Source organism: Streptomyces sp. NPDC008139, from assembly GCF_042957025.1.
Lineage (GTDB): Bacteria > Actinomycetota > Actinomycetes > Streptomycetales > Streptomycetaceae > Actinacidiphila.
In genome coordinates this window covers 24,026-40,503 of record NZ_JBIBHM010000025.1, presented here as the reverse complement: position 1 = coordinate 40,503, position 16,478 = coordinate 24,026, and the positions used below count along the sequence as shown (strand labels likewise).

Here is a 16,478-nt window from a genome sequence, read left to right as displayed (position 1 = left end):
CTGAAGAGTGGCACCGATGTCAGAGGTACGGGTCGTCGTCATCGACTGGACGGAAACAGGCGCGTCCCCGCCCACCGGGACCGACCCGACCTGGATCTGACGGCTCTTGCGGCGTTCGGCGAGCTTGATCGGAACATCTGGCATCCCGAGCGAAATCGCGGTCATTGCGTGGCATCCCCAAGGTGTGGATCGAGGTCCCGCGTGGGCGGGCTCCGGTAACCGAGGTTACGGCACCCCGCCCACGACCCACACGCCCCTCATCCCATTACGAACTCAGTTTGACGGGGTTGACCACGTCGGCGATCAGGACAAGCAAGGTGAAGGACACAAAGATTCCGGCCACGACATAGGCGATCGGCATGAGCTTGGCGACGTCGAAGGGGCCGGGGTCCGGCTTGCGGAAGACCTTGGCGGCCTTGCGCCGGACGGACTCCCACAGCGCGCCCGCGATGTGCCCGCCGTCCAGCGGCAGCAGCGGGAGCATGTTGAACAGGAACAGCGAGAGGTTGAAGCCGCCGACGAGCATGACCATGGTCATGACGCGGTTGATGGCGGGCTCCTGGAGCGCGAAGACCTCGCCGCCGACGCGGGCGGCGCCGACGACGCCCATCGGGGAGTCCGGCTTGCGCTGCGCGCCGTTGAAGGCCGCGTTCCACAGATCGGGAATCCGCTTGGGCAGGCTGATCAGAGAATTCACGCCCTGTTTGGCCATGTCGCCCATGTGGTTCACGGAATCGGTGAAGCCCAGCGGCTGGATGTGGCTGGCCGGGCTGAAGCCGAGGAAGCCCGCCTTGACCGTGCCGTCCACGTAGTTGCCGTCACTGTCGGTCTTGGCGACGGTGTTGGTGGTGATGGTGGGGTGCAGGGTGAGCCGCTGTCCGTCGCGGACCACGACGACGCTGGCCGGGCCGATGCCGTCGCGGATGTCCTTGGACAGGGCGTTCCAGTCGCCGACCGGGTGGCCGTTGAACTCCACGATCTTGTCGCCGGCCTTGAAGCCCGCGGTCTTGGCGGGCGCGACCGGGTCGGAGGGCAGGCACGGATTGTTCACGTCGCGCTTGGCGGTGTCCGCCTGCGAGATCACACAGTCGCTGACCTGGCTGACCACGGTGGTGCGCATGCTGATGCCGAAGCCCATGAACACGCCGAGGAACAGCGCGACGGCCAGGATCAGGTTCATGAACGGCCCGGCGAACATCACGATGACGCGCTTCCACGGCTTGCGCGTGTAGAACATCCGCGTCTCGTCGCCGGGCTGGAGCTCCTCGTACGCCGCCGAGCGGGCGTCCTCGATCATGCTGCGCCACGGCGAGGTCGACCGGGCGGAGACCTTGCCGTCCGCCCCCGGCGGGAACATCCCGATCATGCGGATGTAGCCGCCGAGCGGCACGGCCTTGAAGCCGTACTCGGTCTCGCCCTTGTGCCGGGACCAGATCGTCGGGCCGAAGCCGACCATGTACTGCGGCACTCGGATCTTGAAGAGCTTGGCCGTGGAGAGGTGGCCCAGCTCGTGCCAGGCGATGGAGACCATCAGGCCCACGGCGAAGACCACTATGCCGAGGACCGTCATGAGAGCGGTCATACGCCTGCTGCCTCCGATGTCGACGCGCTCGTGTTCACGTTCCCGTTCACGTCCGCACTCCCGTTGTTCCCGTTCACGTTCGCGAGTTCCCTGGCGCGAGCACGGGCCCACGCCTCCGCTTCGAGGACGTCCTCGACGGTCAGTCGAGTTCCCGTCCCGGGCACGCCGTGTTCCTCGACGACCTTCGCGACGGTGTCCACGATCCCGGTGAACGGCAGCCGGCCGGCGAGGAAGGCGTCGACGCACTCCTCGTTGGCCGCGTTGAACACCGCGGGCGCGGTGCCTCCGAGGCTACCCACATGTCGCGCCAATGCGACGGACGGGAACGCGTCGTCGTCGAGCGGGAAGAATTCCCATGTCGAGGCTTTCGACCAGTCGAAGGCGGGCGCGGCGTCCGGGACCCGGTCCGGCCAGCCGAGACCCAGCGCGATCGGCATCCGCATGTCGGGCGGGCTGGCCTGGGCGAGCGTCGATCCGTCCACGAATTCCACCATCGAGTGAATGTAGGACTGGGGGTGGACGACGACCTCGATCCGGTCGAACGGGATGTCGTAGAGCAGGTGCGCCTCGATGACCTCAAGGCCCTTGTTGACCAGGGTCGCGGAGTTGATGGTGATCACCGGGCCCATGTCCCAGGTGGGGTGCGCGAGGGCGTCGGCGGGCTTGACGTCGGCCAGTTCCTCGCGAGTACGGCCGCGGAAGGGGCCGCCGGAGGCGGTGACGACGAGCTTGCGGACCTCGGCGCGGCTGCCGCCGAGCATCGCCTGGAAGAGCGCGGAGTGCTCGGAGTCGACGGGCACGATCTGGCCGGGCTTCGCGACGGCCTTCACCAGGGGGCCGCCGACGATCAGCGACTCCTTGTTGGCGAGGATCAGCACCCGGTCGGCCTCCAGCGCCGCCAGTGTGGGCCGCAGGCCGATCGAGCCGGTGATGCCGTTGAGCACCGCGTGGCACTCCAGGGTCGCGGCCTGGGTGGCGGCTTCCGGGCCGACCAGCAGCTCCGGCCCGTTGCCGGGGCCGAAGTGCCTGGTCAGGGCCTGTCGCAGCGGCTCCACGGCGGCCTCGTCCGCGACCGCGACCGTATGCACCTGAAGCTGGTGCGCCTGTTCGGCGAGCAGTTCCGCGCGGCTGCCCGCGGCGGAGATGGCCACGACGCGGAAGCGGTCCGGGTTGCGGAGCACCACGTCGATGGCCTGGGTGCCGACAGAGCCGGTCGAGCCGAGGATCACGATGTCCCGTCGGCCGCCGGCCGCCGCCTCTCCGGTCGTGTACGGGCGGTAGTGCGGGTCTGCGAGAGCGTCCGTCATGGGGCCATTCTGTCCTGCCGTGGCGGCTGTCAGTGCACCGGTCGGCGGACGTTGTCCGCCCGCGACGGGCCGGGCTCGGCCTCCGCGATCCACGGGCCCTCGCGGCTGGGGTCGACGATTCCGGCTTCCAGCCAGGTGAGGTCGCCGTTGAGCACGGAGCGGGTGAGGCGGCGGTCGGTGCTGTCGGTGTTGGTCCACAGCCGGGCGAACAGTTCCTCGGTGCGGATGCGCGACTGGTGGCAGAAGGCGTCGGCCAGACGGCGGGCCTCCCGGCCGTGGTCGCCGGTCGCGGCCAGGTGCTGGGCGCGGACGCAGGCGGCGCTCATCGCGAAGAGCTCCGCGCCGATGTCGACGATCCGGGCGAGGAAGTTCTGCTTGGTCTCCATCCGGCCCTGCCAGCGCGACATCGCGTAGAAGGTGCAGCGGGCCAGCTTGCGCGCGCTGCGCTCCACATACCGCAGGTGTCCGGCGAGCGGCCCGAATTCGGCGTACGCGTGGGGGAGCCGGCCCGGGCCCGCGACGAGCTTGGGCAGCCAGCGGGCGTAGAAGCCGCCTGCCTTGGCGCCCGCCTTGGCCTTGTCGCCCAGGGTGGTGTCGGGGTCGATGAGGTCGCCCGCAACGGACAGGTGGGCGTCGACGGCCTCGCGGGCGATCAGCAGGTGCATGATCTCGGTGGAGCCCTCGAAGATCCGGTTGATCCGCAGGTCGCGGAGCATCTGCTCGGCCGGGACGGCGCGCTCGCCGCGGGCGGCCAGCGAGTCGGCGGTCTCGAAGCCGCGCCCGCCGCGGATCTGCACCAGTTCGTCGGCCATCAGCCAGGCGGCCTCCGAGCCGAAGAGCTTGGCCAGCGCGGCCTCGATCCGGATGTCGTTGCGGTCCTCGTCCGCCATCTGGGACGACAGGTCCAGTACGGCTTCGAGCGCGAAGGTGGTGGCGGCGATGTACGCGATCTTCGCGCCGACGGCCTCGTGCTCGGCGATCGGCTTGCCCCACTGCTCACGGGCGGCCGACCACTCGCGGGCGATCTTCAGGCACCACTTGCCCGCGCCCGCGCACATGGCGGGCAGCGACAGGCGGCCGGTGTTCAGGGTGGTCAGCGCGATCTTCAGGCCCGCGCCCTCGGCACCGATCCGGTTCGCGGCCGGGACCCGGACCTGGTGGAAGCGGGTGACGCCGTTCTCCAGGCCGCGCAGGCCCATGAAGGCGTTGCGGTTCTCCACGGTGATGCCCGGGGAGTCGGCCTCCACGACGAAGGCGGTGATGCCGCCCCTGTGGTCCTCGTAGGTGTCCGCGCCGCCGTCCGGCTTCGGTACCCGGGCCATGACGACGAGCAGGTCCGCGATGACGCCGTTGGTGGTCCACAGCTTCACGCCGTCGAGTACGTAGTCGTCGCCGTCGCGGACCGCGCTGGTGGCCAGCCGCGCCGGGTCGGAGCCGACGTCGGGCTCGGTGAGCAGGAAGGCGCTGATGTCGGTTCGGGCGCAGCGCGGCAGGAACTTCTCCTTCTGCTCCCGCGTGCCGAACATCTTCAGCGGCTGCGGTACGCCGATCGACTGATGGGCCGACAGCAGCGCGCCGATCGCGGGGCTCGCGGAACCGGCGAGGGCCAGCGCCTTGTTGTAGTACACCTGGGTGAGGCCGAGGCCGCCGTACGCGGTGTCGATCTTCATCCCGAAGGCGCCGATTTCCTTCAGGCCCGCGATCGTCTCGTCGGGGATCCGCGCCTCGCGCTCGATCCTGGCGCCGTCGACCTTCGTCTCGCAGAAGCCCTTGAGCAGGTCGAGGAACGCCTCGCCCTGCTCCACAGCCTCGGCCGCGGGCAGCGGGTGGGGGTGGATCAGGTCGAGGCGGAAGCGCCCGAGGAACAGTTCCTTGGCGAAGCTGGGCTTGCGCCAGTCCTGTTCTCTGGCGGCCTCCGCCACCTGACGTGCTTCGCGCTCCGAGACCTTGCGTGCGGTGGGTGCGGACACGGTTGCGTCACCTCCGGGTAGCCGGTTACCAACCGGTGCTACTTGTCCGTACTACCCGAATCCGGCCGACCCGACCATCCGCGGCGCGAGGTCGGCCGAATCCTTCGGGCCCCTGGAGCTCCCGGTGCCTGGAGGTCGCGGCGCTCGGAGGTCCCGTGTCCAGAGGTCCCGTGCCTAGAGGTCCAGGCCGGTGAGGACCAGCACGCGCTCGTACGTGTAGTCGTCCATCGCGTACTTGACGCCTTCGCGCCCGGTGCCGGAGTCCTTCACACCGCCGTACGGCATCTGGTCGGCGCGGTAGGAGGGCGCGTCGCCGATGATGACGCCGCCGACCTCCAGTTCGCGGTGGGCGCGGAAGGCGGCCTGGAGGTCGTGGGTGAACACGCCGCTCTGGAGGCCGAAGCGGGAGTCGTTGACGGCGGCGAAAGCCTCGTCGGTGCCGTTCACCCGGTGCAGCGACAGGACGGGGCCGAATGCCTCGGCCGAGGCGAGGACGGCGTCGGCGGGCAGGTCGGCCAGGACGGTCGGGGCGTAGCTCGCGCCGTCCCGCACGCCGCCGGTCAGGAGCTTGGCGCCCTTGCCGACGGCATCGTCGACCCAGGAGGCGACGCGCTCGGCGGCGGCCTCGCTGACCAGCGGACCGACGTCGGTCGCGTCGTCGCCGGGGTCGCCGACCGCCTGCGCGCGCACCTTGGCGACGATCTTCTCGGCGAGCGCGTCGTAGACGGCGGTGTCGGCGATGACCCGCTGCACCGAGATGCAGGACTGGCCCGCCTGGTAGTTGGCGAAGGTGGCGATCCGGCTCGCCGCCCAGTCCAGGTCGGCCTCGGACGACCAGTCGGCGAGGACGACGGCGGCGGCGTTGCCGCCGAGTTCGAGGGTGACGTGCTTGCGCGGCACGGAGTCCATGATCTGGTAGCCGACGGTGTCGGAGCCGGTGAAGGAGATCACCGGCAGCCGCGGGTCCTGGACCAGCGAGGACATCCGGTCGTTCGCCACCGGCAGCACGCTCCAGGCGCCCTCGGGCAGGCCGGTGGTCTCGGCGAGGAGTTCGCCGAGCAGCAGCGCGGACAGCGGGGTCGCGGGGGCGGGCTTGAGGATGATCGGCGTGCCGACCGCGATGGCCGGGGCGATCTTGTGGGCCACCAGGTTGAGCGGGAAGTTGAACGGCGCGATGCCGAGCACCGGGCCGCGGCTGAAGCGGCGGGTCAGCGCGAGCCGCCCGACGCCGCCGGCGTCGGTGTCCAGCCGCTGCGCCTCGCCGCTGTTGAAGCGGCGGGCCTCCTCCGCGGCCCAGCGGAAGACGGACACGGCGCGGCCGACCTCGCCGCGCGACCACTTCATCGGCTTGCCGTTCTCCGCCGTGATCAGCCGGGCGACCTCCTCCGACCGCTCCGCGAGCCGCTTCGACACGTGGTCGAGCGCCGCCGCGCGCACATGGGCGGGCGTCGCCGAGAACGCGTCCTGCGCCGCGGCTGCCGCCGCCACCGCCTCCTCGACCTGCGCGTCCGTCGGCACGCTCACCCGGCCGACCGCCGCACCGTCCCACGGGCTGGTCACATCGAAGGTGTCCGTACCGGTGGCCTCACGGCCCGCCAGCCAGAACGCGTACTCGGCTGCGCCTGTCGTTGTCACGGTGGGTCCCGCCCTTCAGAAGTTCGATTGTGCTGCCGTCCCGTCTCTCACGGTAGGCGCGCCCGCGGACACCGCACGTTGTCCACGACGTAGTACGTGCCCACTGACGCGCGCCGTAATGGCCGGAATGGCCCAGCGGTGCGAGGAGGGGCCCGTTTTACGGGGACCGCCGGGGACCCGGCGGCGGCCGGTCGGGGCATACCGGACGGCGTCCGGTGGGGCGTCGGTGCCGGGGGACGGCAGGGGCCGGGCTTACGGGGACCGGCGGGGATCCGGCAGCGGCCGGTCGGGGCATACCGGACGGCGTCCAGTGGGCGTCCGGCAAGGGCCGCGGCGGGCGGACGGCGTCGGGTATGGCCCCAGTACGGCCGGGGTACGGCCCGGGTACGGCCGGTCGGCGGTGCCGGCTTCGGTCGGGGGGCAGGTGGGGAAAGCCGCACGGCGTGCCGGCGGGCGCCTCTATCCTGCTGGCGGGACGGGGAGGGAACGCCACGACGGAGACCGTGACGATCGACCTGGGCGACGGCTCGACGGTGGAGGCCGAGGTCATCGGCGACCTCACCTTCCGGCAGCCCGGTGAGGCCGCCTCCGGCGCGGGCGGCGCCGACTCGTACGGCGACGTCGGTGTCGACGTCGGCCGCCGCGCCGCCGCGCTGGGCTCGGCCGTCGCCCTGAGCCTCGGCCAGGTGCGCGACACCGTCCGCAGTGTGGGCCGCTGGGCGGCCGAAACGGTGACGGAGGGCGGCGCCGCCGGTTCCCCCGACGCCTTCGAGGTCGAGTTCGGCCTCAACCTGGCCGTGAAGTCCGGCCAGCTCTTCGGGATCATCGCGGAGGCGGGCAGCGAGGCCAGCCTGACCATACGGCTCTCCTGGGACCTGGCGGCGCGCAGAGCCCGCGCTGAAGCGGCCGAGGCGGCGGCAGCAGCCGTCACGGCGGTGGTCGGAGCCGCCACGGACGGGTCCGGCCCGGTCGGGGACACGGGCTCCGGGTCCGGCGGACAGCCGTGAGCGCTGGGGCCGTCGCCTGGTGGGGCGCCGGGCCGCTGTGCGGCGAGGCGCACTTACGCGCGGTGTGGCTGGAGATCGGCGGGACCTTCCGGGGCAGCGGCTTCCTCGTACGGGACGGGCTCGTCGTCACCGCCGCGCACGTGGTGGCCGAAGCGGCCGGAATCGTCGTCGCGGTCAGGCGCCGTACGACAAGGCCCTGCCGTGGCTGGAGTTGACCGTCCTGGGCCTGACCGGCGCGGCGCGCCGAGCTGTGGTCGGCCGGGCCGACCCGTACCCCGCTCGGCCAGCACCACCCCGTCGTCGTACGGTCCCTGGAGCGGTACACCGACTCCTGGGTCATCGGCGCGTGGCGGCAGCGCTGGCAGCACCTGCGCCGGGACCCGCAACGAGCGGCGGCGGGAACGGCGACACGGCCGGAACCGGGGCTCGGGAGCCGACCTCGGCGGACGACGCGCTCGGCCGGATCTCCTGGCCCCGGCTGCACGGCCGGTCCGCCGCGACTGACCTGACCGAATCCCTCGTACGGCAGCCGGAGTTGGCCTGCCTCGGCCTGACCGTGCCGTACGACCGGCTCTCGGCGCACCTGCTCGCGGCCGTGAAGGACGCGCTGTACACCGAGGGCGTGCCCGTCATGCTGTGGCGGGGCGGCGTTCGGACGCGCGGGATGCCGAGCGGCAGGCGGAGAGCATGGCCGCGCGACTGCTGGCCGACAACCGGCAGGGCTGACGGGTCAGCGCCTCACGGCCCGGTCTTCAGCGCCAGCCACAGCTCCATCCGCACGTCCGGGTCGTCCAGCGAGCGGCCCAGGATTTCCTCGACGCGCCGCATGCGGTAGCGGAGCGTGTGGCGGTGGACGCCCAAGTCGGCCGCGGCGGCGTCCCATTGGCCGTGGTGGGAGAGCCAGGCGTGCAGGGAGGCGACGAGGTCGCCGCGGGAGGTGGCGTCGTGGTCGCGCAGTGGCCGCAGCAGACCTTCGGAGAAGGCGCGGACGGCGTCGTCGGCGAGGAGGGGCAGGACGGAGCCCGCGCCGACCTCGCCGTGCTCGACGAGGTTGCGGCCGCGGCGCAGGGCGACGGCGAGGGCGCGTTCGGCCTGGCGGTGGGCCTCGGGGACCTCGGCGGGAAGTACGGGCGCGGACAGTCCCGCGGCGAGCGCGTCCTCGGCCTCGGCGAGGTCGGCGGCCGTGGACAGGGCCATGGACTCCTCGGCGGCCAGCACGATCAGCCGGGGGCCCTCGCGGACCGCGAGAAGGGCGTCGCCGGAGCGGGAGGCGACGGCCTCGGCGCGTTCGCCGAGGAGCGTGACGGCGTCGGCGCCCGCGGTGGCGTGGGCCTCGGCAGGTTCGGCGATGAGCACGCGGACCGGGTGGTCGAGGAGGGTGCCGTAGAGCTTGCCCGCGACGCTGCGGGCGTGGCCGGGCTCCCCGGCGAGCAGCATCCGCAACAGGGCGGCGGCCAGGCGCTGTTCGGCGTCCTGGAGGGTGCGGGACTGTTCGAGGGAGAGGGTGAGCAGGGCGACGGCGGCGTGGACGACGTAGCGCGCGGCGGTGTCGAGGCGTTCCTCGGTGCCGACGGCGAGGAAGCCGCGGGGGCGGCGGCCGGTGCCCAGCGACTGGAGTTCGACGCGGTCCTCGCTGCCCGCGGGTCCCGCGACGGCGGCGCTGGCCGGGGCGGGCGTGTCGCGCAGCCGGTCGATCTCGCCCGCGAGCCGGGCGGCCCGGCGGCCCGCCCAGTCGGGGGCCGCGGCCAGAACGGCGCCTGAGGCGTCGTAGAGCGCGGCCCAGCCGTCGAGGTGCTGGGCGAGGCGGCTGAGGAGCGCGGCGGTGCCGTCGGGGGCGAGGGCGGCGCGGGTCAGTTCGCGCTGGGCCTCGAAGCCCGCCGTGACGGCCTTGTACTGGTCGGCGGCGACGGCCGCGGAGACGGCTTTGCTGATGGCGATGAACGGGGTCTTGCGCGGCACCTCGAACAGCGGCAGCCGGGCGGCCTCCGCCGCGGCCACCAGGGCGGGGGGCACGGCGTCGTGGCCGACCCCGACGCCGAAGCCGAGGCCGACGACTCCGGCCGCCGCCAGCCGCGTCACGTACGCGCGTATGTGCTCCGCGTCGTCCACGGGCAGTTTCAGGCCGGTGGTGAGCAGCAGTTCGCCGCCCTCCAGGTACGGTCCCGGGTCGTCCAGCTCGCTGGTGTGGACCCAGCGCACTTCGGTGTCCCCCAGCCGGTCGCCTCCGGCGAGGACGGTGAGCTTGAGTACCGAGTGGTGGGCGAGGGACGCGAGCGTGAGGGGCATACGTACCTGGTACGGGAGGAGGCCGATTTTTGGCCGACCGGGAGCGGTCGCCACCCCCAATTGTGCCGCACCGTCCAGCACCCGGCCCGCACTGCCCTGCCGCCGCACCCCGACACCGGGCCCGCACGCCCCCGGCGCTACCCCCGCAGGTCCACCAGGACCGGTGGGGCGCTCTCCCCCGCGGTGGTCGTGAGCGAGACGACGGCCTGCCCGGCGGGCACGGTGTGGGCGAGGTCGGAGGCCGACCAGCGTTCGCGTTCGACCTCGCGGACGGTGACGGCGTCGGCGGTGACGACCCGGCCGGTGATCATCCGGCGTGCCACGCGGTTGACGCGCTGCGCCATGCCGCCCGACTGGTCGGCGCGGGTGACCTCGCGGGTCTCCACCCGCGTGGTGCCCCAGGACTCGGCGAAGAACTTGCCGTCCCAGGGCGTGACCCCGGCCAGGGACATCCGGCAGCCCGCGGCGGCGACGAGCGGGCCGCGCAGGTGCTCGGGCACGTCGGCCAGGGTGCGCAGACCGAGGACCATGCCCGCCGTGGTGGACGGCAGGGCCGCCAGCGCGCGGACGGTCTCCGCGGTGACGGCCTGGCCGATGTCGTCGACGATCAGGCAGACGAACCGGGTCCAGGTGCGCTGGGCGCGGACGGCGGCGGTGAACTGGGCGAGCAGCAGCCGGACGAGGATCCGGGAGGCTTCGGCGTGGCCGCGTTCGGGCAGCTCGATCCGTACCCGGATGGGGTGGACGAGCGCTTCCATCGAGAACGGCCGGGCCCGGTCGGGGGCGCCGAAGGAACCGGCGAAGGCGGGGCGGTCGAGCAGCGCGATCCGGTTGGCGAGGTCGCCGCCGATGTCCCCGGTGCGGGCGGACTGCCGCTGTCTGGCGTCGAGTTCGCGCAGCAGCGCGGACGCGCCCGCCGCGGCGACGGCGCGGCGCAGGTCCTCGTACGCCTCGGGTGCGCCGTCCAGCAGTTCGCGGAGCACCGGCACCGGGGGGAAGCGGCCGTGCGCGGCGGCGTACGGGCCGAGGAGTTGGCCGAGGGCGGCGACGGCGCGGCGCTGTTCGGCCTCGGGGCCGTCGACGAGGGCTTCGGCGAGCAGCCAGGCGGCCATGTCGGGGTCGGTGGTGCCGCCGTACAGGTCGAGGCTGTAGCGGGAGGCCGGGTCGCCGGGCGCGATGATGACGTCGTACGCCTCGTGCGGTCCGAGGTCGGTGTCCGCGCCGGCCACGACGACCACGGCGGCGGTGCCGGTGAGCGCCTGGAGGCAGAGCGACTCGGCCGCCGGGCGCATGACGCGGCGGGTCCTGTCGGCGCCGGGCGGGCCGACGACGAGCAGTCCCGTACCGAGCAGTGCGGGGTCGAGGGCCATGCCGGAGCCGCGGTACTGGAAGCCGTTGCGGTCGTCCTCGACGCCGCGGCCGATCCTGACCTGGCCGCCGAGCAGGTCGTGCGGGGCGGTGCGGGCGGGCAGGTCGCGCTCGCCCGACGGGTGGAGGCAGGCGCCGCCGCCGAGGCGCCGGACCTCGTCGGTGAACGCCAGGACCTCGCGGGGGCGCTGCCGGGTCTCGTCCCACGCGTGCCGGACCCGGACGCAGTCCACGTCGTTCATCCGGCCCAGGCCCACGTCCCGCGCCAGCCGGTCGGCCGCGTCGGAGCGCCCGGCCGCGCGCAGTTCCGGCCAGTCCGCGGGGGTCTCCCCGAGGGGGTCGGCGCCGGTGCGGGTGCTGGTGTACGAGGGGGCGGCGGGGCGCCCTCCCGCGGTGTCGTCGGGCTGCCAGCCGGGGATGCCGAACCAGCCGCCGAATTTGGCGCAGGGCCAGGCGATCAGCGCGGCGACGAGGGCGTAGATGGCGTAGGTGACCGCGGCGGCCCGGTTGGGGTTGCCGCCACCGCTTATCCACGAGTACGGGAAGAGGTCGAGCACCGTGTCGAGGATGGGCACGTAGCCCGTCCAGCTCAGTTGCCACACCAGGGCGCCCGCGGCGAGCGCGAACCAGCCGCGGCGCGCGGGGGTGTTCAGGAAGCGGCGGGCCGCCTCGCCCCAGTTGCCGAGCCTGCCGGTGATCCAGACGATCACGGCGGCCGACAGCACGCTGTAGAGGTTCTGGGTGAAGACCTCGGGGCGGGACTGGTGGCCGCTGAAGGACCAGCTGTGCGGGGTGAGGATCTTGAGCGGGAACTGCCACCAGGGCAGGAAGCCGTTGTTGCGCAGGGACCAGATGAGGATTCCGGCGAGGAGGGCGAGTGCGGCGCGGCCGAGGACGCGGCCGTCGGGGACCCGGTCGGCCTCGTTGGGCACGTGTCCGTAGGCGTACACGCCGGGCGCGTCGGAGATCCGCGGGGTGCGCAGCCAGCGCTCGGTCTCGGACATCGGCGGTGCCTGTTTGGGCACGGGGGGCGCGGCGGCCGGGCGCGGCGCCGGTGTCCCGGCGGGCCGGGGCGGCACCTCGGGCCGGTGGCCGTACCCGTGCGCGCCCTCGTGATCCATGGCATCCATGGTGCGTGCCCCTCGCCCCTCGTCGCCGACGATGCGCTCAATGTAGTCGAGCGGCTACCGCCGTAAAAGGATCTTGCCGGTGGCGGGCGGTGGCACGCCGCGGCGCGCGCACTGGCCGTTACGGCGAATCGTCGGTGGGCAGTGTTACCTATCGGCGTATGCGGGCGGGCCGGGACGCGGCCTAGCCTGCGGGAAGAGCTGAAAAGTCCGCAGAGATCCGAAGAGATACCGCACAGACACCGCCGCCCGGCTTGAGGAGAGCACCCGCCATGACCGCACTTCCGCAGGAACGCAAGCTGGTCACCAGCATTCCCGGCCCGAAGTCGCAGGAGCTGTCGGCGCGCAAGAGCGCCGCGGTCGCGAACGGGGTGGGGGTGACGCTGCCGGTGTACGTGACGCGCGCCGGGGGCGGCGTGGTGGAGGACGTGGACGGGAACCGGCTGATCGACTTCGGCTCCGGGATCGCGGTCACGTCGGTGGGCAACAGCGCGGAGGCCGTGGTGCGGCGGGCCACGGCGCAGCTCGCCGACTTCACGCACACCTGCTTCATGGTGACGCCGTACGAGGGGTACGTGGAGGTCGCCGAGGCGCTGAACGAGCTGACGCCCGGCAGCCACGCGAAGAAGACGGCGCTGTTCAACTCGGGCGCGGAGGCGGTGGAGAACGCGGTGAAGATCGCGCGTTCGTACACCAAGCGCCCGGCGGTCGTCGTGTTCGACCACGGCTATCACGGCCGGACGAATCTGACGATGGCCCTGACCGCGAAGAACATGCCGTACAAGGAGGGCTTCGGGCCGTTCGCGCCCGAGGTGTACCGGGTGCCGCTGGCGTACGGCTTCCGGTGGCTGACCGGGCCGGAGCACGCGGCGGAGGAGGCGGCGGCGCAGGCGATCGACATGATCACCAAGCAGATCGGCGCGGAGCACGTGGCGGCGATCGTGATCGAGCCGATCGCGGGCGAGGGCGGCTTCATCGAGCCCGCCAAGGGCTTCCTGCCGCGGATCGCGCAGTTCGCGAAGGACAACGGGATCGTCTTCGTCGCGGACGAGATCCAGACCGGCTTCTGCCGTACCGGTCAGTGGTTCGCGTGCGAGGACGAGGGCGTGGTGCCGGACCTGATCACGACGGCGAAGGGCATCGCGGGCGGTCTGCCGCTGGCGGCGGTGACCGGCCGCGCGGAGATCATGGACGCGGCGCACGCGGGCGGCCTCGGCGGCACCTACGGCGGCAACCCGGTGGCGTGCGCGGCGGCCCTGGGCGCGATCGAGACGATGAAGGAGCTGGACCTCGCGGCGAAGGCGCGGCGGATCGGCGAGGTGATGAAGGCGCGGCTGACCGCGCTCCAGGAGAAGTTCCCGGCGATCGGCGAGGTCCGCGGGCGCGGCGCGATGATCGCGGTGGAGCTGGTCGAGCCGGGCACCACGACCCCGGACGCGGCGCTGACCGGCGCGATCGCCCGCGCGTGTCACAGTGCGGGCCTGGTTGTCCTCACTTGTGGCACCTACGGCAACGTGTTGCGTTTCCTCCCGCCGCTGGTCATCGGGGAGGATCTGCTCAACGAGGGCCTCGACATCATCGAGGAGGCCTTCGCCGGGGTGTGACCGGCGGTAAGAAATGGGGGGACGTGAAGAACGTGTGCGGGCCTGATGGCGGAGGGGTGATCCCTGGCCTTGTGGCCCTCCCGGTGACGTACGGTCTCAGCAGAACACCCCGCTCGGGGCGGTCTCCGAAGGAGATCATCACGGGCGACACCGCGCCGGTGTATCCCCAACACCGGCTCAGCAGTGCCCTCGCGCACGACACCGCCGGGACCGTAGGCCCCGGCACTCCTCGCCGATCGGTCGGCCGTTCGTCCCACACCCCCCGGGACGAGCGGCACGGCGGTCGCCCTGGCCGCCCCGGAACTCTCCCCCCTGTTCCGGGGCGGCTGACTTTTCTCCTGCTGCTGAGCGCCGTCGGCGCCGCCCTGTTCTCCCTGCTCACCTGGCAGGTCGAGACCGGCGGGCGGCTGGTCGGCCGCGACTGGACCGTACTCGGCTGGTTCCGGCGGGCGTCCGCCGCGCATCCGGGCGTTCACGGCACCGCGCAGGTCGTGAGCGACTTCGGCAACATCGAGGTGGCCGTGCCGGTCCTGCTCGTCGCGGTCGTGGCCGCCGCGGTGCTCGGACGGCGGGCGGCCGTCGTCCGCTGGTGGCTGCCGCCGCTGGCCGCCTGCGTGGCCATGGCGCTGCTGCCGGTCGTCGTCGACACGGTCAAGTCCGCGGTGCACCGGCCCGCGCCCGGCCGCCTCGTGCCCCGGCTCGACGGCTACGGCTACTTCCCCTCCGGTCACGCCGCGACCTCCGCCGTCGCATACGGCCTGACCCTGCTGCTCCTGCTGCCGTACGTGCGCCGCCCCGCGGCCAGGACCGCGCTGACCGTTTTCACCCTCGCCCTCCAGGCGGCCGTGGGCGCCGCACTGGTGTGGTGCGACTACCACTGGCCGCTGGACGTGCTGGCGAGCTGGTTCCTGACGGTCACGCTGGTGGCGTGGGTGGCGGCGGCCGGGCTGTTCAGCCACGCGCCGGAAGCCGGCGAACCGGACGCCGGCGGTCCGAGCGCCGACCGCCCGGGCGTCGGCGGTCCGAACGTCGGCGGCCCGGACACCGACGGACCGACGGTCAGCTATTCGTCGGGAAGCCCAGATTGATGCCCCCGTGCGAAGGGTCGAGCCAGCGCTGCGTGACGGCCTTGCCGCGGGTGAAGAAGCGGACCCCGTCCTCGCCGTAGGCGTGCGTGTCGCCGAAGAGCGAGGACTTCCAGCCGCCGAAGGAGTAGTACGCGACCGGCACCGGGATCGGCACGTTGATGCCGACCATGCCGACCTCGACCTCGTGCTGGAAGCGCCGCGCGGCGCCGCCGTCGTTGGTGAACAGCGCGGTCCCGTTGCCGTACGGGTTGGCGTTGATCAGCGCCAGGCCCTCCTCGTACGAGGCGACGCGGACGACGGAGAGCACCGGGCCGAAGATCTCGTCGTCGTAGACGGACATTCCGGGCGTGACGCGGTCGAAGAGGGTGGGGCCGAGCCAGAAGCCGTCGGCGGTCTCCGCGCCCGAGATCGGGTGCTTGCGGCCGTCGACGGCCAGTTCCGCGCCGTCCGCGACGCCGGAGTCCAGATACGCGGTCACCTTGTCGCGGTGCACGCCGGTCACCAGCGGGCCCATCTCGGAACTGGCGGCGCAGCCGGGTCCCACGGTCAGACCCGCGACGCGCTGCTTGATCCGCTCGACCAGGCCGTCGCCGACCGGGTCGACGGCGACCAGCACGGAGACCGCCATACAGCGTTCGCCCGCGGCGCCGAAGCCCGCGTTGACGGCGGCGTCGGCGGCTAGGTCCAGGTCCGCGTCGGGCAGCACCAGCATGTGGTTCTTGGCGCCGCCGAGGGCCTGGACGCGCTTGCCGTGCCGGGTGCCGGTCTCGTACACGTAGCGGGCGATGGGGGTGGAGCCGACGAAGGAGACGGCCTTGATGTCGGGGTGTTCCAGCAGGCGGTCGACGGCGGGCTTGTCGCCGTGCACGACGTTGAAGACGCCGTCGGGCAGGCCCGCCTCCTGCCAGAGCCCGGCGATGAAGTTGGCGGCGGAGGGGTCCTTCTCCGACGGCTTGACGACGACGGTGTTGCCCGCGGCGATGGCCAGCGGGAAGAACCACATCGGCACCATGGCGGGGAAGTTGAACGGCGAGATGATCGCGACCGGGCCGAGCGGCTGGCGGATCGAGTAGACGTCGATGCCGGTGGACGCCTGCTCGGTGAAGCCGCCCTTGATCAGTTGCGGGATGCCGCACGCGTACTCCACGACCTCGATGCCGCGGGCGACCTCGCCGAGGGCGTCGGAGTGCACCTTGCCGTGCTCGGCGACGATGATCGAGGCCAGTTCGTCGCGGCGGGCGTTGAGCAGTTCGCGGAAGGCGAAGAGGACGCCGGTGCGCTTGGCGATCGAGGCGTGCCGCCACTGCTGGAACGCGTCGAGGGCGGCGTCGACCGCCGCGTCCACGACATCGGCGGACGCGAGGTCCACCTGCCCGGTGATCGCGCCGGTCGCCGGGTCGTACACGTCGCCGTGCCGTTCCGCGCCGCCGGTCCAGCCCTTGCCTGCGATCCAGTGGGTGATGTGCTTGGTCGTCACGGGCTGACCCTTCCGTCGTTGTCTCAT

At 72.6% G+C, this 16,478-nt stretch carries 13 protein-coding genes; 5 read left to right on the top strand and 8 right to left on the bottom strand.

Annotated elements, in window-relative coordinates; genetic code table 11:
- The 5 genes from ACFZBB_RS33640 to ACFZBB_RS33620 form a co-directional block, all read right to left on the bottom strand.
- The coding region (locus ACFZBB_RS33640; protein ID WP_391130677.1) for a flavodoxin-dependent (E)-4-hydroxy-3-methylbut-2-enyl-diphosphate synthase at positions 1–165 on the bottom strand (165 nt) is incomplete at its 3' end.
- 100 nt (positions 166–265) lie between these two features.
- Positions 266–1,582 carry a site-2 protease family protein gene (locus ACFZBB_RS33635; protein WP_391050317.1) on the bottom strand — a complete coding sequence of 439 codons (1,317 nt, stop codon included), beginning with the start codon at positions 1,580–1,582 and terminating at the stop codon, positions 266–268.
- The gene (gene dxr / locus ACFZBB_RS33630) at positions 1,579–2,889 is read right to left on the bottom strand and encodes a 1-deoxy-D-xylulose-5-phosphate reductoisomerase (protein WP_391130667.1); all 1,311 of its coding nucleotides are present in this window, start codon (positions 2,887–2,889) and stop codon (positions 1,579–1,581) included. The genes ACFZBB_RS33635 and dxr overlap by 4 nt, the downstream gene beginning before the upstream one ends.
- A 29-nt stretch (positions 2,890–2,918) precedes the next feature.
- Positions 2,919–4,859 (bottom strand): acyl-CoA dehydrogenase family protein, encoded by a 1,941-nt coding sequence (locus ACFZBB_RS33625; protein WP_391130664.1) that lies wholly within the window; start codon positions 4,857–4,859, stop codon positions 2,919–2,921.
- A 174-nt stretch (positions 4,860–5,033) separates the two neighbouring features.
- A complete protein-coding gene (locus ACFZBB_RS33620; protein WP_391130661.1) occupies positions 5,034–6,494 on the bottom strand; it encodes an aldehyde dehydrogenase family protein in 1,461 nt (486 codons plus the stop codon).
- Positions 6,495–6,997: 503 nt separating this feature from the next.
- Here ACFZBB_RS33620 and ACFZBB_RS33615 point away from each other — a divergent pair.
- Genes ACFZBB_RS33615 through ACFZBB_RS33605 form a run of 3 tightly spaced genes read left to right on the top strand, consistent with a single transcriptional unit; the run spans position 6,998 to position 8,010 of the window.
- Positions 6,998–7,501 carry a CU044_2847 family protein gene (locus ACFZBB_RS33615; RefSeq protein ID WP_391130658.1) on the top strand — a complete coding sequence of 168 codons (504 nt, stop codon included), beginning with the start codon at positions 6,998–7,000 and terminating at the stop codon, positions 7,499–7,501.
- Entirely contained in the window at positions 7,498–7,716 is a 219-nt protein-coding gene (locus ACFZBB_RS33610; RefSeq protein WP_391130655.1) for a hypothetical protein, read from the top strand. Before ACFZBB_RS33615 ends, ACFZBB_RS33610 begins: the two co-directional genes overlap by 4 nt.
- A gap of 33 nt (positions 7,717–7,749) precedes the next feature.
- Positions 7,750–8,010, top strand: a complete 261-nt coding sequence (locus tag ACFZBB_RS33605) for a hypothetical protein (RefSeq protein WP_391130673.1) — start codon at positions 7,750–7,752, stop codon at positions 8,008–8,010.
- Between the two features lie 229 nt (positions 8,011–8,239).
- Here ACFZBB_RS33605 and ACFZBB_RS33600 read toward each other — a convergent pair whose 3' ends face one another.
- Together ACFZBB_RS33600 and ACFZBB_RS33595 are read right to left on the bottom strand one after the other, a co-directional pair.
- The gene (locus tag ACFZBB_RS33600) at positions 8,240–9,787 is read right to left on the bottom strand and encodes a PucR family transcriptional regulator ligand-binding domain-containing protein (protein WP_391130652.1); all 1,548 of its coding nucleotides are present in this window, start codon (positions 9,785–9,787) and stop codon (positions 8,240–8,242) included.
- 137 nt (positions 9,788–9,924) lie between these two features.
- Positions 9,925–12,276 carry an ATP/GTP-binding protein gene (locus ACFZBB_RS33595; RefSeq protein WP_391130650.1) on the bottom strand — a complete coding sequence of 784 codons (2,352 nt, stop codon included), beginning with the start codon at positions 12,274–12,276 and terminating at the stop codon, positions 9,925–9,927.
- 278 nt (positions 12,277–12,554) lie between these two features.
- Here ACFZBB_RS33595 and gabT point away from each other — a divergent pair, with 278 nt between their 5' ends.
- Together gabT and ACFZBB_RS33585 are read left to right on the top strand one after the other, a co-directional pair.
- Positions 12,555–13,886, top strand: a complete 1,332-nt coding sequence (gene gabT, locus ACFZBB_RS33590) for a 4-aminobutyrate--2-oxoglutarate transaminase (protein WP_391130647.1) — start codon at positions 12,555–12,557, stop codon at positions 13,884–13,886.
- A gap of 158 nt (positions 13,887–14,044) precedes the next feature.
- Positions 14,045–14,974 (top strand): phosphatase PAP2 family protein, encoded by a 930-nt coding sequence (locus ACFZBB_RS33585; RefSeq protein WP_391130644.1) that lies wholly within the window; start codon positions 14,045–14,047, stop codon positions 14,972–14,974.
- Here the strand turns inward: ACFZBB_RS33585 and ACFZBB_RS33580 are convergent.
- Positions 14,946–16,478: a CoA-acylating methylmalonate-semialdehyde dehydrogenase gene (locus tag ACFZBB_RS33580; protein ID WP_391130641.1), complete on the bottom strand. Its 1,533-nt coding sequence runs from the start codon at positions 16,476–16,478 to the stop codon at positions 14,946–14,948. The genes ACFZBB_RS33585 and ACFZBB_RS33580 overlap by 29 nt on opposite strands.